This window comes from Pseudomonas sp. UF-293 (genome assembly GCF_058245595.1).
Genome location: NZ_JBSICA010000010.1, coordinates 52664 through 76526, shown reverse-complemented (window position 1 = coordinate 76526; position 23863 = coordinate 52664). Strand labels below are relative to the sequence as shown.

At 60.5% G+C, this 23863-nt stretch carries 28 protein-coding genes; 16 read left to right on the top strand and 12 right to left on the bottom strand.

Going from position 1 to position 23863, the window contains the following annotated elements; translation table 11 throughout:
• Nucleotides 1-47 precede the first annotated feature (47 nt).
• Nucleotides 48-743: a response regulator gene (locus tag AC4IHP_RS13565; RefSeq protein WP_460120588.1), complete on the top strand. Its 696-nt coding sequence runs from the start codon at nucleotides 48-50 to the stop codon at nucleotides 741-743.
• 109 nt (nucleotides 744-852) lie between these two features.
• On the opposite strand, the gene AC4IHP_RS13560 is transcribed toward AC4IHP_RS13565, so the two are convergent.
• Nucleotides 853-1890 (bottom strand): patatin-like phospholipase family protein, encoded by a 1038-nt coding sequence (locus AC4IHP_RS13560; RefSeq protein WP_039759961.1) that lies wholly within the window; start codon nucleotides 1888-1890, stop codon nucleotides 853-855.
• A 214-nt stretch (nucleotides 1891-2104) separates the two neighbouring features.
• On the opposite strand from AC4IHP_RS13560, the gene AC4IHP_RS13555 reads away from it, so the two are divergent.
• The 3 genes from AC4IHP_RS13555 to AC4IHP_RS13545 all read left to right on the top strand — a co-directional run bounded on the left by AC4IHP_RS13555 (nucleotide 2105) and on the right by AC4IHP_RS13545 (nucleotide 4277).
• Entirely contained in the window at nucleotides 2105-2383 is a 279-nt protein-coding gene (locus AC4IHP_RS13555; protein WP_016770894.1) for a hypothetical protein, read from the top strand.
• Between the two features lie 106 nt (nucleotides 2384-2489).
• On the top strand, nucleotides 2490-3248 hold the full coding sequence (locus AC4IHP_RS13550) for a CHAD domain-containing protein (protein ID WP_490831902.1): 759 nt from the start codon (nucleotides 2490-2492) through the stop codon (nucleotides 3246-3248).
• Nucleotides 3249-3482: 234 nt separating this feature from the next.
• The gene (locus AC4IHP_RS13545) at nucleotides 3483-4277 is read left to right on the top strand and encodes an acyl-CoA thioesterase (protein ID WP_490831901.1); all 795 of its coding nucleotides are present in this window, start codon (nucleotides 3483-3485) and stop codon (nucleotides 4275-4277) included.
• 1 nt (nucleotide 4278) lies between these two features.
• Here the strand turns inward: AC4IHP_RS13545 and AC4IHP_RS13540 are convergent, their stop codons facing one another.
• From AC4IHP_RS13540 to AC4IHP_RS13530, 3 genes are all read right to left on the bottom strand, one after another.
• Nucleotides 4279-4644, bottom strand: coding sequence for a DUF962 domain-containing protein (locus tag AC4IHP_RS13540; protein WP_201230886.1), 366 nt, complete (start codon nucleotides 4642-4644; stop codon nucleotides 4279-4281).
• Nucleotides 4645-4872: 228 nt separating this feature from the next.
• Complete coding sequence (locus AC4IHP_RS13535; protein ID WP_490831900.1) at nucleotides 4873-6354, bottom strand: methyl-accepting chemotaxis protein; 1482 nt, start codon at nucleotides 6352-6354, stop codon at nucleotides 4873-4875.
• 176 nt (nucleotides 6355-6530) lie between these two features.
• A complete protein-coding gene (locus AC4IHP_RS13530) occupies nucleotides 6531-7337 on the bottom strand; it encodes a TatD family hydrolase (protein ID WP_490831899.1) in 807 nt (268 codons plus the stop codon).
• Between the two features lie 234 nt (nucleotides 7338-7571).
• Between AC4IHP_RS13530 and AC4IHP_RS13525 the strand changes: the two genes are divergently transcribed.
• From AC4IHP_RS13525 to AC4IHP_RS13515, 3 genes are all read left to right on the top strand, one after another.
• Nucleotides 7572-8993 carry an MltF family protein gene (locus AC4IHP_RS13525; RefSeq protein ID WP_490831898.1) on the top strand — a complete coding sequence of 474 codons (1422 nt, stop codon included), beginning with the start codon at nucleotides 7572-7574 and terminating at the stop codon, nucleotides 8991-8993.
• A 113-nt stretch (nucleotides 8994-9106) separates the two neighbouring features.
• A complete protein-coding gene (locus AC4IHP_RS13520) occupies nucleotides 9107-9541 on the top strand; it encodes a DoxX family protein (RefSeq protein WP_039759946.1) in 435 nt (144 codons plus the stop codon).
• 249 nt (nucleotides 9542-9790) lie between these two features.
• The gene (locus AC4IHP_RS13515) at nucleotides 9791-10099 is read left to right on the top strand and encodes a hypothetical protein (RefSeq protein WP_041478394.1); all 309 of its coding nucleotides are present in this window, start codon (nucleotides 9791-9793) and stop codon (nucleotides 10097-10099) included.
• A gap of 6 nt (nucleotides 10100-10105) precedes the next feature.
• Here AC4IHP_RS13515 and greB read toward each other — a convergent pair whose 3' ends face one another.
• Genes greB through AC4IHP_RS13500 form a run of 3 tightly spaced genes read right to left on the bottom strand, consistent with a single transcriptional unit; the run spans nucleotide 10106 to nucleotide 13825 of the window.
• Entirely contained in the window at nucleotides 10106-10603 is a 498-nt protein-coding gene (gene greB / locus AC4IHP_RS13510) for a transcription elongation factor GreB (RefSeq protein ID WP_016770885.1), read from the bottom strand.
• Nucleotides 10604-10637: 34 nt separating this feature from the next.
• A complete protein-coding gene (locus AC4IHP_RS13505) occupies nucleotides 10638-13142 on the bottom strand; it encodes an ABC transporter permease (protein ID WP_490831897.1) in 2505 nt (834 codons plus the stop codon).
• Complete coding sequence (locus AC4IHP_RS13500) at nucleotides 13142-13825, bottom strand: ABC transporter ATP-binding protein (RefSeq protein WP_016770883.1); 684 nt, start codon at nucleotides 13823-13825, stop codon at nucleotides 13142-13144. The genes AC4IHP_RS13505 and AC4IHP_RS13500 overlap by 1 nt, the downstream gene beginning before the upstream one ends.
• A 10-nt stretch (nucleotides 13826-13835) precedes the next feature.
• Between AC4IHP_RS13500 and AC4IHP_RS13495 the strand changes: the two genes are divergently transcribed.
• The 3 genes from AC4IHP_RS13495 (at nucleotide 13836) to AC4IHP_RS13485 (ending at nucleotide 15975) form a co-directional block, all read left to right on the top strand.
• Nucleotides 13836-14441 (top strand): arylesterase, encoded by a 606-nt coding sequence (locus tag AC4IHP_RS13495; protein ID WP_161984070.1) that lies wholly within the window; start codon nucleotides 13836-13838, stop codon nucleotides 14439-14441.
• A 57-nt stretch (nucleotides 14442-14498) separates the two neighbouring features.
• Nucleotides 14499-14792, top strand: coding sequence for a hypothetical protein (locus AC4IHP_RS13490; RefSeq protein ID WP_039759936.1), 294 nt, complete (start codon nucleotides 14499-14501; stop codon nucleotides 14790-14792).
• A 211-nt stretch (nucleotides 14793-15003) separates the two neighbouring features.
• Nucleotides 15004-15975, top strand: coding sequence for a L,D-transpeptidase family protein (locus AC4IHP_RS13485; RefSeq protein ID WP_490831896.1), 972 nt, complete (start codon nucleotides 15004-15006; stop codon nucleotides 15973-15975).
• Nucleotides 15976-16101: 126 nt separating this feature from the next.
• On the opposite strand, the gene oprI is transcribed toward AC4IHP_RS13485, so the two are convergent.
• Nucleotides 16102-16353 carry an outer membrane lipoprotei OprI gene (gene oprI, locus AC4IHP_RS13480; RefSeq protein WP_003183784.1) on the bottom strand — a complete coding sequence of 84 codons (252 nt, stop codon included), beginning with the start codon at nucleotides 16351-16353 and terminating at the stop codon, nucleotides 16102-16104.
• 640 nt (nucleotides 16354-16993) lie between these two features.
• Between oprI and AC4IHP_RS13475 the strand changes: the two genes are divergently transcribed.
• Nucleotides 16994-17275 (top strand): GNAT family N-acetyltransferase, encoded by a 282-nt coding sequence (locus AC4IHP_RS13475; protein WP_016770879.1) that lies wholly within the window; start codon nucleotides 16994-16996, stop codon nucleotides 17273-17275.
• A gap of 60 nt (nucleotides 17276-17335) precedes the next feature.
• On the opposite strand, the gene AC4IHP_RS13470 is transcribed toward AC4IHP_RS13475, so the two are convergent.
• Both AC4IHP_RS13470 and AC4IHP_RS13465 read right to left on the bottom strand, forming a co-directional pair.
• The gene (locus AC4IHP_RS13470; RefSeq protein ID WP_016770878.1) at nucleotides 17336-18412 is read right to left on the bottom strand and encodes a 3-deoxy-7-phosphoheptulonate synthase; all 1077 of its coding nucleotides are present in this window, start codon (nucleotides 18410-18412) and stop codon (nucleotides 17336-17338) included.
• Between the two features lie 129 nt (nucleotides 18413-18541).
• A complete protein-coding gene (locus tag AC4IHP_RS13465) occupies nucleotides 18542-18985 on the bottom strand; it encodes a PilZ domain-containing protein (RefSeq protein WP_039759926.1) in 444 nt (147 codons plus the stop codon).
• On the opposite strand from AC4IHP_RS13465, the gene AC4IHP_RS13460 reads away from it, so the two are divergent.
• The 5 genes from AC4IHP_RS13460 (at nucleotide 18984) to cysB (ending at nucleotide 22942) form a co-directional block, all read left to right on the top strand.
• Entirely contained in the window at nucleotides 18984-19370 is a 387-nt protein-coding gene (locus AC4IHP_RS13460; RefSeq protein ID WP_490831895.1) for a thioredoxin family protein, read from the top strand. The genes AC4IHP_RS13465 and AC4IHP_RS13460 overlap by 2 nt on opposite strands.
• Nucleotides 19367-20323, top strand: a complete 957-nt coding sequence (locus tag AC4IHP_RS13455) for a putative 2-dehydropantoate 2-reductase (protein ID WP_490831894.1) — start codon at nucleotides 19367-19369, stop codon at nucleotides 20321-20323. Before AC4IHP_RS13460 ends, AC4IHP_RS13455 begins: the two co-directional genes overlap by 4 nt.
• A 23-nt stretch (nucleotides 20324-20346) precedes the next feature.
• Nucleotides 20347-21252 (top strand): 5'-nucleotidase, encoded by a 906-nt coding sequence (locus tag AC4IHP_RS13450; protein WP_039759920.1) that lies wholly within the window; start codon nucleotides 20347-20349, stop codon nucleotides 21250-21252.
• A gap of 98 nt (nucleotides 21253-21350) precedes the next feature.
• Nucleotides 21351-21854: a universal stress protein gene (locus AC4IHP_RS13445; protein WP_016770874.1), complete on the top strand. Its 504-nt coding sequence runs from the start codon at nucleotides 21351-21353 to the stop codon at nucleotides 21852-21854.
• Nucleotides 21855-21967: 113 nt separating this feature from the next.
• A complete protein-coding gene (gene cysB, locus AC4IHP_RS13440) occupies nucleotides 21968-22942 on the top strand; it encodes an HTH-type transcriptional regulator CysB (protein ID WP_016770873.1) in 975 nt (324 codons plus the stop codon).
• 9 nt (nucleotides 22943-22951) lie between these two features.
• On the opposite strand, the gene AC4IHP_RS13435 is transcribed toward cysB, so the two are convergent.
• Together AC4IHP_RS13435 and AC4IHP_RS13430 are read right to left on the bottom strand one after the other, a co-directional pair.
• On the bottom strand, nucleotides 22952-23434 hold the full coding sequence (locus AC4IHP_RS13435) for a GreA/GreB family elongation factor (protein ID WP_490831893.1): 483 nt from the start codon (nucleotides 23432-23434) through the stop codon (nucleotides 22952-22954).
• 2 nt (nucleotides 23435-23436) lie between these two features.
• Nucleotides 23437-23850, bottom strand: a complete 414-nt coding sequence (locus tag AC4IHP_RS13430; RefSeq protein ID WP_490831892.1) for a hypothetical protein — start codon at nucleotides 23848-23850, stop codon at nucleotides 23437-23439.
• Between the last annotated feature and the right edge of the window lie 13 nt (nucleotides 23851-23863).

Genomic DNA, 23863 nt, shown 5'->3' with positions numbered 1-23863 from the left:
GTCGACTGCGCTACTCTCTTGCCACTCTTTTGTGTTGATGTGAATTCATGAGCCAGACCGCGACCATTTTGGTCATCGACGACGAACCGCAGATCCGCAAATTCCTGCGCATCAGCCTCGCTTCACAAGGCTACAAAGTGCTCGAAGCGGGCACCGGCGCTGAAGGCCTGGCGCAAGCCGCGCTGAGCAAACCGGACCTGGTGGTGCTCGACCTCGGGTTGCCGGACATGGACGGGCAGCAGGTCCTGCGCGAATTGCGCGAATGGGCGACCACGCCCGTGCTGGTGCTGTCGGTGCGCGCCAGTGAAGGGCAGAAAGTCGAAGCGCTGGATGGCGGCGCCAATGACTATGTGACCAAACCGTTCGGCATTCAGGAGTTTCTCGCCCGGGTTCGCGCGTTGTTGCGCCAGGCACCGGCGGGGGAGGCGCAACCGGCGGCGCTGAGTTTCGGCCCGTTGACTGTGGATCTGGCGTATCGGCGGGTGATGCTCGACGGCGTCGAAGTTGCCCTGACCCGCAAGGAATACGCGGTACTGGCGCAACTGGCGCGGCATCCGGGGCGGGTGATCACCCAGCAGCAATTGCTCAAGGATATCTGGGGGCCGACGCACACCGAGGACAGTCATTACCTGCGCATCGTGGTCGGGCATCTGCGGCAGAAACTGGCGGACGACCCGACCCGGCCACGGTTTATCGTGACTGAGGCGGGGGTTGGGTATCGTTTGTTGAGTGAAGCTGGCTGAGCTGACGCCTTCGCGAGCAGGCTCGCTCCCACAGGGGAATGCATTTCAAATGTGGGAGCGAGCCTGCTCGCGAAGAGGCCATCAAATACTCTGAAAAGTCCGCATCAGATCAACCCTGCTCCTGCTCATACCGATCCAGCGTATCACTGGCAATTTCCCGACCCAGCGCGATCAATTCCGGCGCCTTGTAGAACTCGAAAAACCGGCACACCCGCTTCGGCACGTTGATCAGGATGTCCGGCGGATACCCGGCGATCTTGTACTGCGCCAGTGAGGTCTGCATCACCTCGAAACTCTGGTTGATCAGATCCAGCAGCGACGCCGGCCCGACGTTATCGATGATGAACGAACCGGTAGCGGATTTCGGCGCGCCTTCGCGTTCCGGGGCGGCGGCCGGTTGCTGGCTTTCCGGCTCGACGCCCTCAAGCCACGGATTGATCTCCGCTGCCTCGGCGCGCAGGGCTTCCTGTTCGAGCTTCAACAATTGCTCGGCCTGTTTACGGCGGAACGGCAACTTCGACCCCATGGATTTGATCAGGCTGTCGAAGCGCGAACGAAACGCCGCTGGCCGCTCGATCACCGGCAATTTGTACTGGCGCTGATTGGTGGCGTTGAGGTTGACCGCGATGATCAGGTCGCAATGGCTCGATACCACCGGAACGATCGGCAACGGATTGAGAATGCCGCCATCGACCAGCATGCGGTTGCCCTGCATCACCGGGGTAAACAGACTGGGAATCGCCGCCGAGGCGCGCATGGCCTGATGCAGGCAGCCTTCCTGAAACCAGATTTCCTGCTGGTTGGTCAGGTCGGCGGCGACGGCGGTGTAGGGGATTCGCAGGTCTTCGATGTTGATCTCGCCGACGATCTTGCGAATCTGCCCGAAGACCTTTTCACCACGAATCGCGCCGAGACGGAAACTCACGTCGACCAGACGCAGCACGTCGAGGTAATCAAGGCTTTCGATCCAGCGACGGTACTCATCCAGTTTGCCGGCGGCATAGATCCCGCCGACCACCGCGCCCATCGAACAACCGGCAATGCAGGCGATGTCGTAGCCGCGTTTTTCAATTTCTTCGATAACGCCGATATGGGCATAGCCCCGGGCGCCACCTGAGCCCAGCACCAGTGCGACACGCTTTTTCATCAAACTTCCTCCGGACAAGCCTGCACAATGCACGCATCGGCCAAGCGCCTCAATCGCCAAGGTCGTTGCGCGAGTCAGTGACGTCGTTTTTCACTCGCTTCGCACGCTTCAGCGCTATGCTCTGCGCCACGGGATTTGCCCGGCTGGCGAGGCACTTTTTCGCCGCTTGACCGTCTTACCTGCACGACTGTTGACCTACCTTGAGGTGTGATTGATGAAAGCCTGGATCTGTGTACCCTTGATGGCTCTGGTTCTGGCCGGTTGCGCCGGCAAAACCGCGTACCGCGACAGCTGCGGCAGCCAACTCGACGCGGCCTGGCACGAGCTGGATCTGGCCAAGGCTGAAGGCTTCGCCGGCACCGTCAGCTATTCCAAAGCGCTGTCGCTGCTGACCGCCGCCAAGACCCAGCAACAATTCGAAGGCTTCGAAGGCTGCAGCAAAAAAGCCGAAAAAGCCCGCTTCTACATTCGCGAATCCCGCGCAGGACGTTAAAAAAGCAGCTGCAAGTTTCAAGCTGCAAGCGGCAAGCCTTGAAGCAAACGCGTTCAACTTGAAGCTTGTAGCTAGAAGCCTGTAGCTGTCTACGGAGTAGACCCCCATGATCGATCGCTTGGTGGCTCATGTGTTGAGCCTGGATGTGCGACTGCTGGCGTGTCAGGCGCGGTTGGCTGCGCGGACCGATTCCGAGGCGTTGCACGATTTGCGCACCACGGTGCGGCGCTTGCGCAGTCTGTTGCGGCCGTTGCGTGGCTTGCCGGGTGTCGAGCAACTGGAGGCGGCGGCTTCGGCGGTGGGCGATCTGACCACACCGTGGCGTGATCGCGAAGTGCTGGCGGCGTATCTGCTCGAGCATGACCAGCCTGAGGCTGCGCAGCGGCGTCTGGCGCAAATGGCCGAGGCGTATCCGGCGCTGGCAGCGAGTGCGGAATTGGCTTCGTTGCTGATGATCCTCGACGCCTTCCCGCGTTTCCTCCGTGCTTCCCAGCGTCAGGGCTTGCTCAAGGATCTGGACAAGCGCATCGAAAAACGCCTGGGCAAACAATGGCAGAAGCTCGACGCGGCGCTGCACGATCCCGCCCATGACCGCCATCGTCTGCGCCTGCTGATCAAGCGCGTGCGCTATGGCATCGAAGCCTATCCAGAACTCGATCGCCTACCGAAACCGGCATACAAACGCCTGAAGTCCGCGCAAGGCGCACTCGGCGATTGGCACGATTGCTGGCAATGGCTGGCCCGCGCCGAACAGGAGGCCGATCTGCAACCGTGCGTGGCCACTTGGCAGGCAGGGTTGATCAAGGCAGAGCTGAAGGCCGATCAAGTGCTGGAAAAACTCAGCGCGACGTGTTTCAAATCCTGAAGCTTACGCGTCCCTCTGTAGGAGCTGCCGAAGGCTGCGATCTTTTGATTTTGATTTGCAAACAGATCAAAAGATCGCAGCCTCGTTTCACTCGACAGCTCCTACAAGGGTTTTGCGGCGAAATCGAAAAGTGCCAAGGCCTATCTGTCAGCCCATTTGACCGGAATAGACGCTGCGCCGCCGCCCGGGGCTGGTTAAGATCCGCGCATTCCATTTACGCTTTCCGAGGTTGCCATGCGCTTTTGCGATCTACTCGATGCTGTCCGCCATCAACCTGAAGTGACTATCCCCGCCGAATGGGGGCAGGGCCGGTCCAGTTTTGGCGGACTGGTGGCCGCGCTGCAATTTGAAGCCATGCGCGCCAGGGTGCCGTCGGGGCGCCCGGTGCGATCGCTGGCGATTACCTTTGTCGGCCCGGTCGAGCCGCAAGTGCCGGTGACTTTCGAAGTCGACGTGCTGCGTGAAGGCAAAGCGGTCAGCCAGGTATTGGGCCGCGCCATGCAGAATGGTCAGGTGGTGACGATCATTCAGGGCAGCTTCGGTGCCTCGCGCGCCTCGGAAGTCGCCGTCGAAGCCTACCCGGCGCCAACCATGAAACACTGTGACGAATGCCAGGAATTGCCCTACATCAAAGGCGTGACCCCGGAATTCATGCGTCATCTAGCCATGCGCTGGAGCGTCGGCGGCATTCCGTTTTCCGGCACGGCCTCGCGCTTGATGGGCGGCTGGGTGCGGTTGCGTGGGGATGTCAAAGAGGAGCCGGTCAACGAGGCGCATCTGCTGGCGCTGGTGGATGCCTGGCCTCCGGCGCTGTTGCCGTATCTGAAGAAACCGGCACCGGGTAGCACGCTGACCTGGACCATCGAATTCGTGCAGCCATTACACGACTTGAGCACGCTGGATTGGTGCCAATACCTGGCCGACATCGAGTACGCAGCCGACGGCTACGGCCATGTCGCCGCGAAGTTGTGGAGTGCGAAGGGCGAGTTGATTGCCATGAGTCGGCAGACCGTGACGATCTTCGCCTGACTCAATGCCGACGGTGGCGCTCACGCCAGGCGCGCCACCAGCCACCGCTGAGAATGAACCGCGGAAAGGTCAGAAATTGCTCGACCAGCAAACGTGACACGGCATCTTTGCGATCACTGAACGGCTCGGAGGCTTGCGCCTCCAGGCTGTGGCCGTGGCGCTGCAGACCCAGCGCCGCGACAATCCCGATCACACCGATGGCGACGCTGGCCAGACTCAGGCTGAACACCCCCGACACGATCAACAGAAACGCCACGATGAACAGCGGCACGGCAATCAGGTGCAGAACCAGATTGGTCGGATGCTGATGATTGCCCGGGTAGGCGCGCCATTGCCACGCGGGAAGGTTGGGGTGACGTTTGCCCATGTTTGCTACTCCTCGATCCATGTTGAACACATGCTTGAAGAATAGGCCCGGGCGCGGAGGGCGGCGAATCAAGGTTGGCTATTGAGTTGATAGCGGCAATGGCAAAATTTGATGTCGCCTGAGCGGACGCCATCGCGGGCAAGCCCGCTCCCACAGTGTGCTCGGTGTACGCACAATTGTTGATTGTAGAAAATCCCTGTGGGAGCGGGCTTGCCCGCGAAGAGGCCATCAGAGTTTCAACTGACCTATCGCCTTGTTCAGTTCCCCGGCCAACGTCGCCAACTCGTTACTGGTCGTCGCCGAATCCACTGTCTGCTGCACGGTGTTCTCAGTCACATCACGAATACTCACCACGGCGCGATTCATCTCTTCGGCAACCTGGCTCTGCTGTTCCGCGGCCACGGCAATCTGCGTGTTGCTTTCGCGCATCTGCGCCACCGCCCCGGTAATTTCCGCCAAGGCCGCGCCAGCCTCCTGCGCCTGCTGCACGCAGTCGTCGGCCTTGTACGAACTCTCCTGCATGAAATCCACCGCATCGCGGGTGCCGGCCTGCAGCGCGGCGATCATGCCGGTGATCTCGTCGGTGGACGCCTGCACGCGCTTGGCGAGGTTGCGCACTTCATCGGCGACCACGGCAAAGCCGCGACCCATCTCCCCGGCGCGCGCCGCTTCGATCGCGGCATTGAGCGCGAGCAGATTGGTCTGTTCGGCAATGCTGTGAATCACGCTGACCACGCCGTTGATCTTCTGGCTGTCCTCGGCCAGACGTTGAATCATTTCTGCCGTCTGCTGCACGCCGTTGGACAGCCCGGCAATCGACTGCTGCACCCGCGCGACTACTTGCTGGCCGCTGCCGGCGAGGCCGTCGGCGGTTTTCGACAGATCGCGCGTGGCGCCGGCGTGTTGCGCGATGTGATAAACGGTGGCGGTCATTTCGTTGATCGCGGTGGCAGCCTGATCGGTTTCGCTTTGCTGACCGAGCATGCCGTGGCGCACATCGTTCATGCTCGAGGCCAGCCGCGCAGCACCGTCATCCAGTTGTCGCGCGGTGTTGGCAACGGTCGTCACGACGCGCTGATAACCGGCCTGCATGGCGTTGAAGGCATTGGCCATCTGCCCGACTTCGTCCTTGCCTACCAGCGGCACACGAGCGGAAAGGTCGCCGGTTTTTTCAACGTGCAGCATTACGTCTTTCAACGTGTTGAGCTGGCTGAGCAGAAAGCGGATCAGCAGTTGCGAAGCGCCAAGCATCGCCAGCATCAGGACGAAGACCGCCAGCGCATAGTTGGCAAAACGCTCGCTGAACACCTGGCTCAGGCTCGGAGCATAGGCGATGACCGCGACTTGCTCGCCGTCGCCACGGCTGAACACTTCGGCGCCGATCAACGGGTTGTCGCCGAACAGGGGCATTTCATTGATGGCGTTCCAGCCGTTGCTGCCGCTGATTTCCAGCAGCGGTTGATCATTGAGACGCGGCGCTTCACCGCGCTTGAAGGTCAGCACTTGAGCGGATTTGGGCAGCGCTTGCCCGGACGGCCAGGCCTTGAGCAACTGCGCCTGCGCCTGAGCGGAGGCTTGCGCGGCGTGGCTGCGGGCCTGCTGTTCGAGATGTACGGCGTACAAAACCAACAGCAGGGTGGTAACAAAGGCGACCGCGTTGACCGCCCAGAATTTGTATTTCAGCGAGATGTTGCTAAGCCAGGCACCCATGGAGGTCTTCTCTGATAGCGGAAACAGTTTTGGCAAGGTGCCATTATTGTGCCGCTATGCAGAAAACCATTTTTTGATGCGGATCAACAGATCAAAAGATCGCAGCCTTCGGCAGCTCCTACAGAATGTACGCCGTGCCAATGTAGGAGCTGCCGAAGGCTGCGATCTTTTGCGTTTTACACCAACATCGGAAGATTAAAAAACGCCCGGGCACACGCGGTTGTATGCGCGGCCAGCGCTTCCTCGGTCTCGCCACGGTGCAACGCCACCTCGCGCAGCACTTCGCTCAGATACGCCGGCTCGTTACGGCCGTTTTTCGGTTTCGGCCGCAGCGTACGCGGGAGCAGATACGGCGCGTCGCTTTCCAGCATCAGCCGTCCCGCTTTGATCTCTTTGACCAGCGGATGCAGATGCGTGCCACGGCGTTCGTCGCAGATCCAGCCGGTGATGCCGATGTGCAGATCCAGATCGAGGTAGCTGAACAGGGCTTTCTGCTCGCCAGTGAAGCAATGCACCACCGCCGCCGGCAGTTGATCGCGGAAGTCCTTGAGGATCTCCAGCAGGCGCTGGCTGGCATCGCGCTCATGCAGGAACACCGGCAACTGCAGCTCGACGGCCAGCGCCAGATGTTCTTCGAGAACCTTTTCCTGTTGCGGGCGCGGGGAGAAATCGCGGTTGAAATCCAGCCCGCATTCGCCCACCGCGACGACATTGGATTCGTTCAGCAGACTGCGCAGGCGACGAGCACTGTCAGCGTTCCAGTCGCTGGCCGAATGGGGGTGAATACCGGCGGTGGCGAACAGCCGTTGGCCGCTTTCATCCAGTTGCTGGCAGAGTTCCAGAGCCTGCTCGCTACCCTCGACGCTGGTGCCGGTCAGCACCAATTGGCAAACGCCTGCGGCATAAGCGCGGTCGAGCACAGCCTGGTGTTTGTCGGCGAAACTGGGGTTGGTCAGGTTGACGCCGATATCGATGAGTTGCATGGTGCTACCTCGGGCCGAAGGCCGGAAAGCATATCAGAGCTGTAGATTTATAAGAAAAGCCAAGAACTACAAAGACTTATGGCTGTCTGTTGAGGCCGCGGCGGACTCCGGGGTGGCGACAATGCCATCACTGTGCCAGTCTCACGCACTTTATCAGCGCTCAAAGCGCTCTGTTTTCGTCGGTGATGTCGTCTCTTTTGCGACGAATCGCCCCGTATTCTTTTCGGAGAGTGGATGCATCGTCCCTCGGTTCTGCTGCTGTTGTGTGCTGCGTTGCTGCTGCCGATGACGGCGGCCGCGCGCCTGCCCGGGCCGTTGCAAGCCGTGCCGGCGAGCAAGGTTCGCGACCTCTCGGACATTCGCAGCAGCCGCGTGTTGCGGGTGTTGGTCAACCAGAGCCGCAACAGCTCCGGCGAAGTTCAGGGTCAGGCCATCGGTGTCGAGTACCACCGACTGCGCGCGTTCGAGCAATACCTCAATGGCCATGCTCGTGACGGCCAGGAAGTCACCCTTAAGATCATTCCCAAAGCCAAGGATCAATTGCTCGGCGCCTTGCAGCGCGGCGAAGGCGATATCGTCGCGCCCGGTGAATTGCTCGATCTGCCATCGGGCTACGCGGTCGCCAGCAGTGAGCCGATTGCCAGCAACGTGCCGCTGGTGCTGGTCGGCATCAAGGGCCAGCGGCGGTACACCAAGGTCGAGCAACTGTCCGGCAAAACCCTGGCGCTGCCCACTGGCAGTGCGGCGGGGGAGGTGGTCAGTCAGCTCAACCAGAAGCTCGCACTGCACAAACTGGCGCCGATCAACATCGAGTGGGTCGATCCGACGCTGGCGGTCGAAGATGTGCTGGAGATGGTTCAGGGCGGGATTTTCCACCTGACCATTGTCGAGCAACCGATTGCCGAGCGTTGGGGCAAAATCCTGCCGAAGCTGCGCCTCGATCGGCAACTGAGCCTCGGCGAGCCGGGCGAAGAACATTGGTTTGTCCGGCGCGATGCGTCGATGTTGCGCGCGAGCATCGATCGCTTCCTCACCGGCTACAAGAAGCCGTCGGACGAAGACGCCGCGTTCCTGCGCATTTATCGCCGTCTCTATCAAGTGCACAATCCGCTGGCCAAAGGCGATCGCCAGCGGCTGGAAAAACTCCGTCCGACCCTGCAAAAGCACGCCGACGCGCAGAACATGGACTGGCTTAACCTGGCGGCGCTGGCGTTCAAGGAATCGCGTCTGCAGCCCAATGCCCGCAGCGGCAGCGGCCCGACCGGGCTGATGCAGATCACCCCGTCTGCCGCGCAGCGGGTCGGCGTGAGCAATATCCAGAATCTCGATGCGAATGTGCAGGCCGGCGCCAAGTACCTGGCGATGATCCGCCGCAAATTCTTCAACAGCCCGAAACTCAACGAGCGTGAGCGCATGGCGTTCACCCTCGCCGCTTACAACATCGGCCCCGAGCGCGTGCAGGGCATGCGCGCCGAAGCCCGCCGCCGTGGTCTCAATCCCAACCAGTGGTTCTTTCAGGTCGAGCGCATTGCCATGGAGCAAGTGGGGATGGGCGCCGTCAGCTATGTTAATAGCGTGAACAAGTATTACCTGGCATTCGACCGGGAGCGTGAGTCGCTCGAGCCCCGGCAGCAGAAAGTGGTCACACGTAAATAATCTAATAATCCGATTGTTATGGCGAAATTTTTGCGCTTTAAACATGAAATAAACTGATTAATATAGCGACCAACCCAAACACACAAACACTTCTGCACAACAAGGAATGCACCATGAGCTCTCTGATCAACAAGGTTCTGTTCACCCGCGCCGGTTACGGCCTGACTGTCCTGCGCATTGCTGTCGGCGTGATCTTCGCCGCCCACGGTTCGCAGAAACTCTTTGGTCTGTTCGGTGGTTACGGCCTGGCCGGCACCGCGCAATGGATGGAAAGCATTGGCCTGACCCCGGGCTATCTGATGGCCTCGCTGGCCGGTGGTACCGAGTTCTTCGCCGGTCTGGCGCTGATCATCGGCCTGTTGGTACGCCCGGCGGCACTTGGTCTGGCGTTCCTCTCGCTGGTGGCGATTTTCTCGGTGCACATCGGCAACGGTCTGTTCATGGCCAACAACGGTTACGAGTTCGCTCTGGCTCTGCTGGCCGGCAGCATCGCGGTACTGATCGAAGGTGCCGGCAAGCTCTCGGCGGATCGCGCCATCGCCGGTTGAAGGCTCTGGCTCAAGGCAAAGGCCCGCATTGCGCGGGCCTTTTTTTGTTGCGGGGGATTCTTGACACTGGTCGGTCACGTTCTCTAGGATGTTGCCCATGCGCCGATTTAAACAGCTACTTGCGGGGCGCCAGGTGACTTCTACAGTTACCGTCAGAAGCCGGAACAGGGCTTCGAAATACCGCTAAAGCGCTGGTTCGGTGTTGCCTCTCACCTGCCATGCAGACTTTTGAGGCAGAGACACGACACGATGAACGCACTACGCCCTCCAGCACGTCCCGCGCCGATCACGGCACATGTCACCCAGCGCAACCCGAAAATCCTTCTTGGCGGCAAACATCAGCCGACGCTGTTGCGTTATCTCGATGGCTGGCCACGTCGCAGCGGCGGTCCTGCCGCGTTCCTGATCCAGTTTGTCGATGACGGCGAGTCGCTGGCGCGTTTCGCCACTGACAGCTTTGATCTGGCGGTGATTCAAGCGCCGAGCGCAGAAGATGCGCCGGAAATGATCAAGCAGCTGACCCGCGTAGCGCGGCAGGGCCTGATCACTCGGCGCTGATCGGTCTTACGGATATTCAATCGCGACGATGTAAACGAACTGCTCGCCGGTCGGCGTCTGCACCCGCACTTCCGCGTCCAGTGCCTTGCCGATCAAGGCGCGGGCCAGCGGCGAGTCGATGCTGATCAAGCCGAGTTTGAGGTCCAGTTCATCGGGGCCGACGATGCGGTAGCGCGATTGCTTGCCGTCTTCGTCTTCGATGGTGACCCAGGCGCCGAAATAGACCTTGTTCGGATCGCTGGGTTTTTCGCTGACCACCTTCAGCGCTTCCAGGCGTTTGGTGAGAAAGCGCACACGGCTGTCGATTTCGCGCAGCATCTTCTTGCCGTAGGTGTATTCGGCGTTTTCCGAACGATCGCCCTGGGCCGCCGCTTCACTCACAGCCTGAGTGACCTGCGGGCGACGCACATGCCACAACTCATGGAATTCGGCGCGCATCCGCGCTTCACCCTCGGGGGTGATCAGCGCGGTGCCGGCGGTGCGGGGAGGGCGATAACGGCTCATGGCGACTTCTTGTGATTAAGACCGCGTGAGTCTATCAACCCTCGCGCAACACTGTCAGCGGGCTGGCGTTCAGTGCCCGACGCGTGCCGAATACGCCGGCGCCACCGATCAACGCGGCGCCAATCAGCGGTAGCACCAGCAACCACGGATGCGGATGCCATGGCAGGTCAAAGGCGAAGCGGTACAGCACCAGACTCACCACTTCCGAACCGATCGCCGCGAGCAAGCCGCTGACCGCGCCCAACAAACCGAATTCGATCCGCCGCGCCTTGATCAGCAACTGCCGCTCGGCGCCCAGCGCGCGTAACAGCGCACCCTGACGAATGCGTTCATCCAGCGTCGCTTGCAGGCCGGAGAACAGCACTGCCATCCCCGCAGCCAGAACAAACAACAACACATATTCCACCGCCAGGGTGACCTGAGCGAGGATGCTGCGCAGCTGTTCGAGCAACGCTTCGACCTGCAGGATGGTCACCGCCGGGAAGGTCCGCGACAGCTCGACGATCTGCTGATCATGCCCCGGCGCCAGGTAGAAACTGGTCAGGTAGGTCGCCGGCAGATCCTTCAAGGTGCCGGGCTGGAAGATCATGAAGAAGTTCGGCTGGAAGTTGTCCCAGTTGATCTCGCGCAGGCTGGTGACCTTCGCTTCCCGGTTGACCCCGCCGACACTGAACACCATGTGATCGCCGAGTTTGAGTTTCAGGCTTTCGGCAACCTTGCCTTCCACCGAAACCCCCGGCACGTCGTCGGACGGCTGGCCGCTCCACCACGAGCCGGCGGTGAGCTTGTTACCGGCCGGCAGATCCGCCGCCCAGGTCAGGCTCAGGTCACGCTGGATGGCGCGGTCACCGGCCGAGTCCTTGCTGACGATCTGTTGTACCGCTTCGCCATTGATGCTGATCAACCGACCCGGCACCACCGGATACAACGGCGCCGCTTGCGCCGACACCTTGATCAGGTGATCGGCGAAGGCCTGTTTGTCCGCCGGGAGGATATTCAGCGCGAAGTAGTTCGGCGCATTTTTCGGCAACTGGTTCTGCCAGGTGTCGAGCAGTTCGCCGCGCAGCAAGGCGATCAGCGCCATCGACAACAGGATCAGACCGAACGCCAGCGACTGCCCGGCCGCTGCCAATGGATGGCGCAACAACTGGCCCAGGCCCAACCGCCATGGCAACGAGGCGCGGGCCAGCAGGCGGCGCAGGCTTTGCAGCAGCAACAAGAGCAGGCCGCCCAGCACCAGCGCGGCGACCACACCGCCGCCGAGCAGGGCGAAGGTCAGCAGCAGGTCGAGGCTCAGACGCCACATGATCAGGCCCAGCGCACCCAACGCCGCGCCATAGACCATCCACGTACTCGAGGGAATCGGCAGCATGTCGCGGCGCAACACTCGCAGCGGTGGCACGCGACCCAGTGCAGCCAATGGCGGCAAGGCAAAACCGGCTAGCGCCACCAGTCCTGTGCCAATCCCGGCCATCGCCGGAAACAGGCCTCCCGGTGGCACGTCACTTGGTAGCAAATCATGCAGCAACGCGAACAGACCCAGCTGCGCCAGCCATCCGAGCAGGGCGCCGCTGACTGCCGCCACCAGTCCAAGCACAGTCAGTTGCAGGCTGAACAGCACCATGGTTTCCCGGCGCGATAAGCCGAGGCAGCGCAGCAAGGCACTGGCGTCGAAACGCCGACTGGCGAAACGGTTGGCCGACAATGCCACTGCTACCCCGGCCAACAACACCGCTACCAGGCTGGCCATATTCAGATAACGTTCAGCCTTGCCCAGCGCACCGCCGATTTGCCGGTTACCGTCACGGGCATCCTGAATTCTCTGGTTTGCAGCAAGGCCCGGTTTGATCAGCTCGCGATAGGTTTCCAGCGCCTGCGGTTCGCCGCGCCAGAGTTCGCGATAACTCACTCGGCTGCCCGGTTGCACCACGCCGGTGGCGGCGAGGTCATCGAGGTTGATCAGCACCCTTGGCGTCAGGCTGTAGAAGTTGCCGGCGCGATCCGGCTCGTAGGTCAGCACGCGGGTCAGCTTCAAGGTCTTCATGCCGACATCGATGCTGGCGCCGATTTTCAGATCCAGCGCGGCCAACAGGCGCGCCTCGACCCAGGCTTCACCGGGTTGCGGTTCGCCGCCGATTTCTTCCTGGGCAAAGGGTGCGGGCGCGCTTTTCAGCTCGCCACGCAATGGATAGGCACGATCGACGGCTTTGATGCTGGACAACTGAATGCCGTTGTCAGTGGCAATGACACTGGAGAACTCCACCACTTGCGCATGATTGAGGCGCAGTTCCGTGCCGCTGCGGATTTGCTCCTCGCGGGCTGGCGAGCTGCCTTCCAGTACCAGATCAGCGCCAAGAAACTCGGTAGCGCGCAGCATCATTGCGCCATTGAGGCGGGCGCCGAAATAGCCGATTGCGGTGCTCGCCGCGACGGCCACCACCAGCGCAAAGAACAACACGCGCAGCTCGCCGGCGCGGGCATCGCGCATGAGCTGGCGCAGGGCAAGGCTGAACAGACGCAACAGCGGCAGACGTGCCATCAAGGCTCCAGAGGGGCGACCAGCAGCCCGGCTTCAAGACGGATCAGGCGCCGGCAGCGATGGGCCAGGCGTTCGTCGTGGGTCACTAGCACCAGGGTGGTGCCGCGTTCCTTGTTCAGCTCGAACAGCAAGTCGCTGATGCGCTCGCCGGTGTGGCTGTCGAGGTTGCCGGTCGGCTCGTCAGCGAACAGCACGTCCGGTTCGGCAGCGAAGGCGCGGGCGATGGCTACACGTTGCTGTTCACCGCCGGAGAGCTGGCGCGGCGAGTGGGTCAGGCGCTGGCCGAGACCGACGCGCTGGAGCAATTGCGTAGCGCGCTCGCGGGCATCTTTGCGGCCGTCGAGTTCAAGCGGCAGCATGACGTTTTCCAGAGCATTGAGGCTGTCGAGCAACTGAAACGACTGGAAGACAAACCCCACGTGCTCGGCGCGGATTCGTGCACGCTGGTCTTCATCGAGATTGCTCAGGCCCTGGCCAGCGAGGGTGACTTCGCCGCTGCTCGGCAGGTCGAGGCCGGCGAGCAGGCCGAGGAGGGTGGATTTGCCGGAACCGGACGCGCCGACGATGGCCAGGCTGTCGCCCTTGTTCAGTTCCAGGCTGAGTTCGTGCAGGATAGTCAGTTCACCTTCCGCGCTAGGGACCACTTTGCTGAGGTTCTTCGCGGTGAGAATGCTTGCGCCCATGGAGAATCCGATGCGTGTATGGTTTTTGAGTGCTGGCCTGGCCTTGATGTGCATGGCCCAGAACGCAGCGGCGGGTACTGTCCTGATCGTTGGCGATAGTATCAGCGCCGGTTTCGGCCTGGATACCCGTCTGGGGTGGGTGTCGCTGCTCGAGCAGCGGCTCAAACAGGAGGGTTTTGACGATAAAGTGGTCAACGCCTCTATAAGTGGCGACACCAGCGCCGGAGGCCAGGCGCGGCTGCCGGCGCTGCTTGCAGAGCATAAGCCGGAGCTGGTAATCCTCGAGTTGGGTGGTAACGACGGCCTGCGCGGGATGCCGCCAACACAATTGCAACAAAATCTTGCCTCGATGATCGACAGCTCACGCCAGAGCGGCGCAAAAGTGCTGCTGCTCGGCATGCAGCTGCCGCCCAACTATGGCAAGCGTTACACCGATTCGTTCGCCGAGGTTTATGGCAAGCTCGCCGAAGAGAAAAACATCCCGCTGGTGCCGTTTTTTCTCGAAGGTGTCGGTGGTCATCCGGACCTGATGCAGGCGGATGGTCTTCACCCGGCTGCCGGAGCTCAGGGCAAGTTGCTGGAAAATGTCTGGCCGACGCTAAAACCGCTGTTATGAGGCTTTTCTAGAGGCAGGCTTTCGGCTAATGTGGCGCCCCCTAATTTGGAGCCCCCGATGCCGCGTCCTGCCTGGTCCCTGTTTGCCTACCAACTGATCGAGCCTGACGAGCAGCTGGACCTGTTCGCCTGCCAGGAAGTGCGGGTGCATCTGGTGACGCGTCAGCTGGAACTCGGTGGCTCGGCTGACCGCACGCTCTGCGGCAGTCTGTTGCCGGCGCAACCGCGCTGGTCGAACGTCGATCGGCGGGTGTTCCAGGATCAGCGCCTGTGCTCGCTGTGCCGGGCGATTCTCGAGTCGCAGAAGCGCGGTACGTCGCCGATCTGGCCTGAGCTGCGATTCGAACTCTGAGCGCTCAAGATCAAAGTGTGGGAGCGAGCCTGCTCGCGAAGGGGTTTTATCAATCGACATTTATGGTCGCTGACACACTGCTTTCGCGAGCAGGCTCGCTGCCACCTTGAAGGCACTCTGTCGCCTGCAATTGCGTGACCTCCCGAATCCCCAGGCCGCAGTGTACAATCGCGCCCTTATACCCTTGATGATCATGCGAAGGATTTTCCGGATGTTGCCGCGCTTTCCTGCCGTCACCCGCTGCCTGTCACTTGCCGCCCTGTGTGTGGCCGGTCCCGTTGCTGCATTGGAGCTTCCCCTGCCACCGCCCGGCGAGGACATCGTCGGCCAGGTGCAGGTGATCAAAGCCAAGTACGAAGACACCTTCGCCGACCTGGGCACTACCTACGATCTGGGCTATTCGGAAATGGTTGCGGCCAATCCGGGCATCGATGCCTGGCTGCCGGGCGCCGGTACCGAGATCGTCCTGCCGACGCGCTTCATCCTGCCGCCGGGCCCGCGCGAAGGCATCGTCATCAACCTGGCCGAATACCGTCTCTATTACTACCCGAAAGGCCGCGACGTGGTGTACACCTTCCCGCTGGGTATCGGCCGCGAGGGTTGGGGCTCGCCGATCGCGCACACGTCGATCATCGCCAAGACACCGAACCCGACGTGGACGCCTCCGGCTTCGATCAAGGCCGAACACGCCGCTGACGGTGATCCGCTGCCGAATGTGGTGCCGGCCGGTCCTGACAACCCGCTGGGGCCGTTCAAGTTCACCCTCGGCACACCGGGCTACCTGATCCACGGTTCGAACAAGAAGTTCGGCATCGGCATGCGCACCAGCCACGGCTGCTTCCGCATGTTCAACAACAACGTGCTGGAAATGGCCGACATGGTCCCGGTGGGCACCTCGGTGCGCATCATCAACGACCCGTACAAGTTCGGTCGCAGTGGCGGCAAGGTCTATCTGGAAGCGCACACGCCGCTCGACGACAAGGGCAATCCGTCGGTGGTAGACAAGCACACGGCGGTGATCAACGCGATGCTCAAGCGTGAAGACATCACCAGCAACCTGCGCATGAACTGGGATGTGGTGCGTGATGTGGTTGCGGCCGAAGACGGCCTGCCGGTAGAGATCGCCGTGCCGAATACTTCGGCGCCGATGGTCAGCAGTGCGCCGATCGATCTGCAACAGTAAGCGCTGACAGGAGACCCGCCGATGCGAGCAGCGCCGGCGGGTTTTTTAGTGCCCGAAGAAAAGCACCGGGCACAAAAAAGCCGACCCGGAAAACCGGATCGGCTCGATAACAATCCCGAGGGATTATTACTTGCGGCTAGCTTTTTCCAGCATGCGCAGAGCACGCTCGTTAGCTTCGTCAGCAGTCTGTTGTGCTTTTTGAGCAGCAGCCAGAGCTTCATCAGCTTTACGGTAAGCTTCGTCTGCACGAGCCTGGGAGCGAGCAGCTGCGTCTTCAGTAGCGGTCAGACGTGCTTCGGTTTCTTTCGATGCGCTGCTGCAACCGGTAGCCAGAACTGCGGCCAGAGCCAGAGCAGAGAATTTCAGAACGTTGTTCATCGTGTTCCCCTTCAAGGACTTTCAAATTAAGTGGCTGTCTCCTCACGATTGAGGAAATAGCCGGCGTACATACTACCCATTACTTGTAGTAAGTAAACTGACGTAGCGCAAGAAGCAAAAAAAATTGTAGGCGTTGATTCTTTTTCGAGCAACTTTTAACTGCGCTGTATAAAAAATATCCAGCTGCAAGCCCCGGCGTGAGCGACTCAAACGAAAAAAGTTCCCGCCCTCGCGCGCTGTTTTTGCGACTTTGGCTAAAGTCTTTCTAAATGAATTCGTCCACACTTTTGTTCAGGTTCTGCGAAGCGCTTCGCGTATCTTTGTTGATGTTCAGGTGACTTTAAAAAAGGTTGCACGTCTTAAGTCTCAACATTCCCGGCAATGTACAGGCAAGCGGCACGCAAAGATTGTCTTGCGACCGAACATGCGAGCATCGAAGCCCTTGAACGCAAACCGTCCGATGACGAGCGTACCTTGAGCATTTTCGCCAATGGAGCCTACTATTCAGCAGGTGTCAGATTGCGCGAGATCGGTGTGGCTCTTCTCGGTGTCCATCAGACACGGGGTGGCGTAGATGTTCCTTCGCCGGGAAAACATCGGTAAGGTAGGGGTCACAATCCAAGACCCGCGAGGAGTAGTGATGAGCGAGGCGTTGTCCATCCACCATGACCAGGCTGGTCATCAATTCGAGACCACTGTGGACGGTCATCGTGCTTACCTGACCTACATGGATCTGGGCAAGCAGACCCTGGATATCTATCGCACCTTCGTGCCCAATGCCCTGCGCGGCCGTGGGATTGCCGCAGCGCTGACCGAACGCGCGCTGCAATACGCTGAAGAAATGGGCTACACGGTGATTCCGTCATGCTCCTACGTCGAGCGCTACATGGAACGCCATCAGCGTCGCGCCGCGAAGATCTGAACCGCACACACGAAAACGCCGGACAATGTCCGGCGTTTTTTTATGCGCGCAAAACGCAGCTTACGTGCGCTGACGCTTCGGCAATACGTCCTTGAGCTTGGCGTGCATGCTGCGCAAGGTGTTTTCGGTAGCGGACCAATCGATGCAGGCATCGGTGATCGACACGCCGTATTGCAGGTCGGCGAGGTCTTTCGGAATTGCCTGGCAGCCCCAGTTCAGATGGCTTTCGACCATCAGGCCGATGATCGACTGGTTGCCTTCGAGGATCTGGTTGGCGACGTTTTCCATCACCAGCGGTTGCAGGGCCGGGTCCTTGTTGGAGTTGGCGTGGCTGCAATCGACCATGATGTTCGGCTTGATCTTCGCCTTGTTCAGCGCCTGCTCGCACAGGGCCACGCTGACCGAATCATAGTTAGGCTTGCCATTGCCGCCGCGCAGCACCACGTGACCGTAGGCGTTGCCTTTGGTGGTGACGATCGACACGCCACCCTCCTGGTTGATGCCGAGGAAACGGTGCGGGCTGGACACCGACTGCAAGGCGTTGATCGCCACGGTCAGGCCGCCATCGGTGCCGTTCTTGAAGCCGACGGCCGAAGACAGGCCGGAAGCCATTTCGCGGTGAGTCTGCGATTCGGTGGTGCGTGCGCCAATGGCCGACCAGCTGATCAGATCCTGCAGATACTGCGGAGAGATCGGGTCGAGGGCTTCGGTCGCGGTCGGCAGGCCTTTCTCGGCCAGGTCGAGCAGCAACTGACGACCGATGTGCAGACCATCCTGGATCTTGAACGAGTCGTCCAGATACGGATCGTTGATCAGACCTTTCCAGCCGACAGTGGTACGCGGCTTTTCGAAATACACGCGCATGACCAGGTAGAGGGTGTCGGAGACTTCCTCGGCGAGCACCTTGAGGCGATCGGCGTATTCGTGGGCAGCCTTGATGTCGTGAATCGAGCACGGGCCAATCACGACGAACAGACGGTGGTCGGTGCCATCGAGAATGTTGCGAATGACTTCGCGGCCCTTGGTGACGGTGCGCAGGGCAGCGTCGCTCAGGGGGATATCACGCTTGAGCTGATCGGGAGTGATCAGGGTCTCGTTAGAGGCGACGTTTAGGTCGTTGATCGGTAAATCAGCCATCGTTTACTCGTCAGGTCACGGGTGCCGGCCGCCAGCGATCCCCGCGCGGCGGAGCACAGCAGATTTAGCGCGTCGGGGGAGCCGAACCTTAGCGCGTCAGAGGCGGCTCGACAATGGGCAAACCGTGCTTTAGTCCAGCGCTGGCTGCGCAAAAGCCTTGCGCAGGTTGTCGTGGGAGAACTCTTCGGCATGCTCCTCGACCCATTGCAGGGCCAGCGCCTGAATATCCTGCAAGTCATCGTGGCTATCCTGCATGCGTGAATAGCGTTCGATCTGACACACCTGCTCACCCATTCGCGCGCTGAACAGGGTCTGTTCGTCAGTGAAGGCAATGCCCACCAGATAGCCCTTTTTACGGCGCAGACACCAGGCCACATAGCCCGGATAGCAGAAGTCGGCATTCAGCGTCGGCATGCGCACTTGCAGCGCAGTGCCATGGCGCCAGGCGCGGTGGTAATTGCAAGCGATGCCGCCGAGGCTGATAGTGTGCAGCTGTTGTCTGGAAATGCATTCAGGCTTGAGTAACGTCAATTCAACCGGCACTTCGTCCGGATGAGGAATGAAACGTCCCATGAGCACAGACTCCCTGTGTCGGCCATCTGACATTGTTTCTCCCAGTATAGTGGTCGAATCCGAGCTGACCGACTTCGACGCCGACCAGCGGCTGCTGGCGATGCGCGGGGTTTCTCTGGTTATCTTCACCAGCGTCGGCTGCGCCAGTTGTCGCTATGCCCGTGAGGTGTTGCCGGGCATGCCGCTGACGATCGATCGGCTGTGCTGGATCGACGCCGGCAACAACGGCGGCCTGGTCGAGCGTTATCAGGTGTTTCATTTGCCGGCGCTGTTTGTGGTGCGCGACGGCGAGTTCTTTGGTGCGGTGCACGCACGCCTGACGGTTGAGGAACTCAACCAGGCAGTGGCGCAGGCGCTGGGACGTACTGCAGAGGAGTTGCCATGAGCGAGACAGTCAGCAAACCGGTGGTGGGGATTATCGGTACCGGTGCGATCGGTGGGTTTTACGGGGTGATGCTGGCGCGTGCCGGTTTCGATGTGCATTTCTTGTTGCGCAGCGAATTTTCCGCAGTGGCTGAGCGCGGTTTGCAGATCAACAGTGCGGTGCACGGCCCGATGACGCTGCATCCGGCCAATGCCTATAGCGCCGCCGAAGACATGCCGCCGTGTGACTGGCTGCTGGTCGGCACCAAGACCACCAGTAATGCCGGTCTGGCCCCGGCGATCATTCAAGCCGCTAAACCCGATGCAAAAGTGCTGTTGCTGCAAAACGGTCTGGATGTCGAAGACAGCCTGCGGCCGCTGTTGCCGGATTCGCTGCATCTGCTCGGTGGTCTGTGCCTGATCTGCGTGCATCGCGAAGGCCCGGGGCAGATTACCCATCAGGCCCTTGGCGCGGTCAATGTCGGCTACCACAGCGGCTCGGCCATCGATGAAGTAGCGCGCATGGCGATTGTCGAGGAGGGCGCCGGGCTGTTCCGTGCCGCCGGCATCGACTCTCAAGCGATGGCCAACCTGCATCAGGCACGTTGGCAGAAACTGGTGTGGAACATTCCCTACAACGGACTCTCAGTATTGCTTGGCGCGGGTACTGAAGCGCTGATGAGCGACGCCGACAGCCGCGTGTCGATTCAGGCATTGATGGCCGAAGTGGTGCAGGGTGCCAAGGCCTGTGGTTACGAGATCCCGCCCGGATATGCCGAGTACCTGTTCACCATGACGGAAAAAATGCCCGACTACTGGCCGAGCATGTACCACGACTTTGCACACAAGCGTCCGCTGGAACTGCAGGCGATCTACGCCCGGCCACTGGCGGCAGCGAAAGCGGCGGGGTGCGAGTTGCCGCGCATTGAGGCGTTGTATCGCCATTTGGGGTTTATCGACCGACGCAATAGATAAGTCGGTTGTTCTGGGGGGAAGGCATGGCCAATAACATCGATGACAAACTGGTGCTGGCGATTTCCTCGCGCGCCTTGTTCGACCTGAGCGAAAGCCACAAGGTCTACCTGTCGAGCGGCGTAGAAGCGTATCGGCAATATCAGATCGAGCACGAAGACGAAATCCTCGCGCCGGGCGATGCGTTCCCGCTGGTGGAAAAACTCCTGAGCCTGAACAGCCGTCTCGGCCGTGCGCGGGTCGAGGTGATTCTGGTTTCCCGTAACAGCGCCGACACCGGGCTGCGGGTGTTCAACTCGATTCATCATTACGGCCTGGCGATTTCTCGCGCGGCGTTCGTCGGCGGGCGCAGTCCGTATCCGTATCTGAAAGCGTTTGGCTGCGACCTGTTTCTCTCGACTCACGCCGAAGACGTGCGTGCAGCACTGGACGCCGGGTTCGCCGCTGCAACGATTCTGTCGGGTGGCGCGAGCCGCGCGGCCAGCGATGAATTGCGCATTGCCTTTGACGGCGATGCGGTGATTTTTTCCGACGAGTCCGAGCGCGTCTATCAATCCGGAGGGCTGGAAGCGTTTCAGGCAAAGGAGCGCGAGTCGGCGCGTGAGCCATTGCGTGGCGGCCCGTTCAAAGGCTTCCTCGCTGCGCTCAATCTGTTGCAGCGCGAGTTTCCCGATGACGACTGCCCGATCCGCACCGCGCTGGTCACTGCGCGTTCGGCACCGGCGCATGAGCGGGTCATCCGCACACTGCGCGAATGGGATATCCGTCTCGACGAGTCATTGTTTCTCGGTGGCCTGACCAAATCGGCGTTCCTCGAAGCCTTCGCCGCTGACGTGTTCTTCGATGACCAGACCGGCCATTGCGAACTGGCGCGCGAAGTGGTCGCGACCGGCCACGTGCCCCATGGCATCAGCAACGAACCGTCGATCTAGAGCCTTTTTATTCAGGACGTTGCGTCGCACGTCGTACTCGCCAAGGCACTGCTAAGCTGAATCAATCTCCGCCATCGTTGGCTTGCGAGGAGGTCCCGATGATTCGCTCAATGCTGTATGCCACCGACCTCGGTCTGTACGCACCGTTCGTGATGCAGCATGCTCTGGCGTTGGCGCGCACCTTCAATGCCGATCTGTATGTAGTACACGCGGTGGAGCCCATGGGGCTGTTTGCCGAGTCGGTGCTGCAAAGCTATCTCGACGAACAGGCATTGAACGAATTTCATAGTCAGGGTCTGAAAACAGTCATCGCCAATATCGAGCAACGGGTGCTCGACAGCTTTCGCGAAGAACTGGGGGACGACGGTGAGCAGGATCTGCAGCGCATTCGCGCGGTGCGCGTGCTGCAGGGCGATCCGTCGCAGGTGATTCTCGATCAGGTGCACAAGCTTTCGGTCGATCTGCTGATCGTCGGCAGTCACAGCCATGGCGTCGGCGCGGAAACACCGTTGGGGCGCACGGCGGCGCGGGTCCTGCAATTGGCCAAGGTGCCGGTTTATCTGGTGCCCTTGATGGAGCGCCGGCGGCGTGAGGATCGCTGAACCAGGAATAATGGCGTTTTGATAAAAAAGTTCTAGATTTATTATTCAAACCATTAATATAGTTATATACCGTCGCTGATGCCCGTGGCGTCTACCTGCTTTGAGGGATTGATATGAAGCTTCAACAACTGCGCTACATCTGGGAAGTGGCGCACCACGACCTCAACGTTTCCGCTACCGCTCAAAGCCTGTACACCTCGCAACCGGGTATCAGTAAGCAGATCCGCCTGCTGGAAGACGAACTGGGCGTCGAAGTCTTTGCCCGCAGCGGCAAGCACCTGACCCGCGTCACCCCGGCCGGCGAGCGCATCATCACCACCGCCGGTGAAATCCTGCGCAAGGTTGAAAGCATCAAGCAGATCGCCCAGGAATTCTCCAACGAGAAAAAGGGCACCCTGTCGATCGCCACCACTCACACCCAGGCTCGTTATGCGCTGCCGCCGGTGATCAGCAATTTCATCAAGCAATACCCGGACGTGGCGCTGCACATGCATCAGGGCTCGCCGATGCAGATCGCCGAAATGGCCGCTGACGGCACCGTCGATTTCGCCATTGCCACTGAAGCGCTGGAGCTGTTCGGTGATCTGGTGATGATGCCGTGCTACCGCTGGAACCGCTGCGTGGTCGTACCCCACGGCCACCCGCTGACCAAGCTGCCGAAGCTGACCCTCGAAGCGCTGGCCGAATACCCGATCGTTACCTACGTGTTCGGTTTCACCGGCCGCTCCAAGCTCGACGAAGCCTTCAGCCATCGCGGCCTGACGCCCAAAGTGGTGTTCACCGCTGCTGACGCCGACGTGATCAAAACTTACGTGCGTCTGGGTCTGGGCGTGGGCATCGTCGCTAAAATGGCGGTCGATACCAAACTCGATAACGACCTGGTGGTGCTGGATGCCAGCGAGCTGTTCGAGTCGAGCATCACCAAGATCGGTTTCCGTCGCGGCACTTTCCTGCGTGGCTTCATGTGCGACTTCATCGAGAAATTCGCCCCGCACCTGACCCGCGAAGTCATGGCGAAGGCCATTCAGTGCCACAACAAGCAAGAGCTGGAAGAGCTGTTCGACGGCGTTGAACTGCCCGTTCACTAAGCTCCCGCTTCAGAGCACCTCGGTGACAGCAAACTGTTGCCGGGTGCCCGCCACCAGAATCTCCACCTCATCGCCCGTGAACTTGCCCAGCAGGCTTTTGCCCAGCGGCGAGCGCGGGGTGATGACGGTGATCGGCTGACCCACCACGTCGACTTTCAGTCCCGCCGCATCCGGCGCCAGAAACAGCCATTGCTCGCGACCCTTTTCGTCCTCCAGACCGAGCAGGGCGCCGACTTCGATGCCGCGATTTTCATCGTAGGCACGCAACGTCAGGTTCTGGCACAGCGCCAGTGACTGACGAATCTCCTCGACCCGTTTCGCCTGACCCGCCGCCAGATACGACGCTTCCAGCCCCAGCGTGTCGTACTTGTTTTCGGCGATATTTTCTTCGTGGGTCGCGGTTTCGTAAGCGGTTTGCGCGGCGCGTTCGGCGATGTCGAGGTCGATGCGCAGCTTGTCGAGAATCAATTGGTGGACGCTGTGTTTGTTCATGATCAATCGCAGAATTGCAAAACGTTGGCGCGGCTCTTTTCGGTCGGCGCGGTCTGGTCCTGCTGCAGCCAGAACTGGCATTTCGGATTGGACGCATTGCGCGAATTGGCGCGCGCCTGATCCAGTCGGGCTTGCTGTTCATTCTTGCGCAGGTTTTCTTCGTACTGTTGGAACATTGGCGTTGGCGGCGGCGCAACGTCTGGCTGTGGCTGGATGGTTGCTGGCGGATTGGCCGATTGCTGCACCGCTTGAGCCACCTGGGCCAGTTGCTCGGGGAAGATGAAGCGCGAAAACAGCCAGCAGGTCAGCGCAATGGCGAGGAAGCCCAGCCACAGGCCCAGCGCAATGCTGCCGGTCAGTTGCAGCGCGCTAAGCTGAACAGGCAATGGACGACGCGAATTCGGGCGATAGGGCATGGCGGCCTCCTGG

Coding starts and splice junctions, on each gene's coding strand:
- AC4IHP_RS13450 (WP_039759920.1), top strand. CDS start 20,347: ATGGCCAATAACATCGATGACAAACTGGTGCTGGCGATTTCCTCGCGC.
- oprI (WP_003183784.1), bottom strand. CDS start 16,353: ATGAACAACGTTCTGAAATTCTCTGCTCTGGCTCTGGCCGCAGTTCTG.
- AC4IHP_RS13495 (WP_161984070.1), top strand. CDS start 13,836: ATGCGTGTATGGTTTTTGAGTGCTGGCCTGGCCTTGATGTGCATGGCC.
- AC4IHP_RS13565 (WP_460120588.1), top strand. CDS start 48: ATGAGCCAGACCGCGACCATTTTGGTCATCGACGACGAACCGCAGATC.
- AC4IHP_RS13535 (WP_490831900.1), bottom strand. CDS start 6,354: ATGGGTGCCTGGCTTAGCAACATCTCGCTGAAATACAAATTCTGGGCG.
- AC4IHP_RS13525 (WP_490831898.1), top strand. CDS start 7,572: ATGCATCGTCCCTCGGTTCTGCTGCTGTTGTGTGCTGCGTTGCTGCTG.
- greB (WP_016770885.1), bottom strand. CDS start 10,603: ATGAGCCGTTATCGCCCTCCCCGCACCGCCGGCACCGCGCTGATCACC.
- AC4IHP_RS13465 (WP_039759926.1), bottom strand. CDS start 18,985: ATGGGACGTTTCATTCCTCATCCGGACGAAGTGCCGGTTGAATTGACG.
- AC4IHP_RS13435 (WP_490831893.1), bottom strand. CDS start 23,434: ATGAACAAACACAGCGTCCACCAATTGATTCTCGACAAGCTGCGCATC.
- AC4IHP_RS13475 (WP_016770879.1), top strand. CDS start 16,994: ATGAGCGAGGCGTTGTCCATCCACCATGACCAGGCTGGTCATCAATTC.
- AC4IHP_RS13520 (WP_039759946.1), top strand. CDS start 9,107: ATGAGCTCTCTGATCAACAAGGTTCTGTTCACCCGCGCCGGTTACGGC.
- AC4IHP_RS13515 (WP_041478394.1), top strand. CDS start 9,791: ATGAACGCACTACGCCCTCCAGCACGTCCCGCGCCGATCACGGCACAT.
- AC4IHP_RS13460 (WP_490831895.1), top strand. CDS start 18,984: ATGAGCACAGACTCCCTGTGTCGGCCATCTGACATTGTTTCTCCCAGT.
- AC4IHP_RS13455 (WP_490831894.1), top strand. CDS start 19,367: ATGAGCGAGACAGTCAGCAAACCGGTGGTGGGGATTATCGGTACCGGT.
- AC4IHP_RS13545 (WP_490831901.1), top strand. CDS start 3,483: ATGCGCTTTTGCGATCTACTCGATGCTGTCCGCCATCAACCTGAAGTG.
- AC4IHP_RS13540 (WP_201230886.1), bottom strand. CDS start 4,644: ATGGGCAAACGTCACCCCAACCTTCCCGCGTGGCAATGGCGCGCCTAC.
- AC4IHP_RS13470 (WP_016770878.1), bottom strand. CDS start 18,412: ATGGCTGATTTACCGATCAACGACCTAAACGTCGCCTCTAACGAGACC.
- cysB (WP_016770873.1), top strand. CDS start 21,968: ATGAAGCTTCAACAACTGCGCTACATCTGGGAAGTGGCGCACCACGAC.
- AC4IHP_RS13550 (WP_490831902.1), top strand. CDS start 2,490: ATGATCGATCGCTTGGTGGCTCATGTGTTGAGCCTGGATGTGCGACTG.
- AC4IHP_RS13485 (WP_490831896.1), top strand. CDS start 15,004: ATGTTGCCGCGCTTTCCTGCCGTCACCCGCTGCCTGTCACTTGCCGCC.
- AC4IHP_RS13445 (WP_016770874.1), top strand. CDS start 21,351: ATGATTCGCTCAATGCTGTATGCCACCGACCTCGGTCTGTACGCACCG.
- AC4IHP_RS13530 (WP_490831899.1), bottom strand. CDS start 7,337: ATGCAACTCATCGATATCGGCGTCAACCTGACCAACCCCAGTTTCGCC.
- AC4IHP_RS13555 (WP_016770894.1), top strand. CDS start 2,105: ATGAAAGCCTGGATCTGTGTACCCTTGATGGCTCTGGTTCTGGCCGGT.
- AC4IHP_RS13490 (WP_039759936.1), top strand. CDS start 14,499: ATGCCGCGTCCTGCCTGGTCCCTGTTTGCCTACCAACTGATCGAGCCT.
- AC4IHP_RS13505 (WP_490831897.1), bottom strand. CDS start 13,142: ATGGCACGTCTGCCGCTGTTGCGTCTGTTCAGCCTTGCCCTGCGCCAG.
- AC4IHP_RS13560 (WP_039759961.1), bottom strand. CDS start 1,890: ATGAAAAAGCGTGTCGCACTGGTGCTGGGCTCAGGTGGCGCCCGGGGC.
- AC4IHP_RS13500 (WP_016770883.1), bottom strand. CDS start 13,825: ATGGGCGCAAGCATTCTCACCGCGAAGAACCTCAGCAAAGTGGTCCCT.
- AC4IHP_RS13430 (WP_490831892.1), bottom strand. CDS start 23,850: ATGCCCTATCGCCCGAATTCGCGTCGTCCATTGCCTGTTCAGCTTAGC.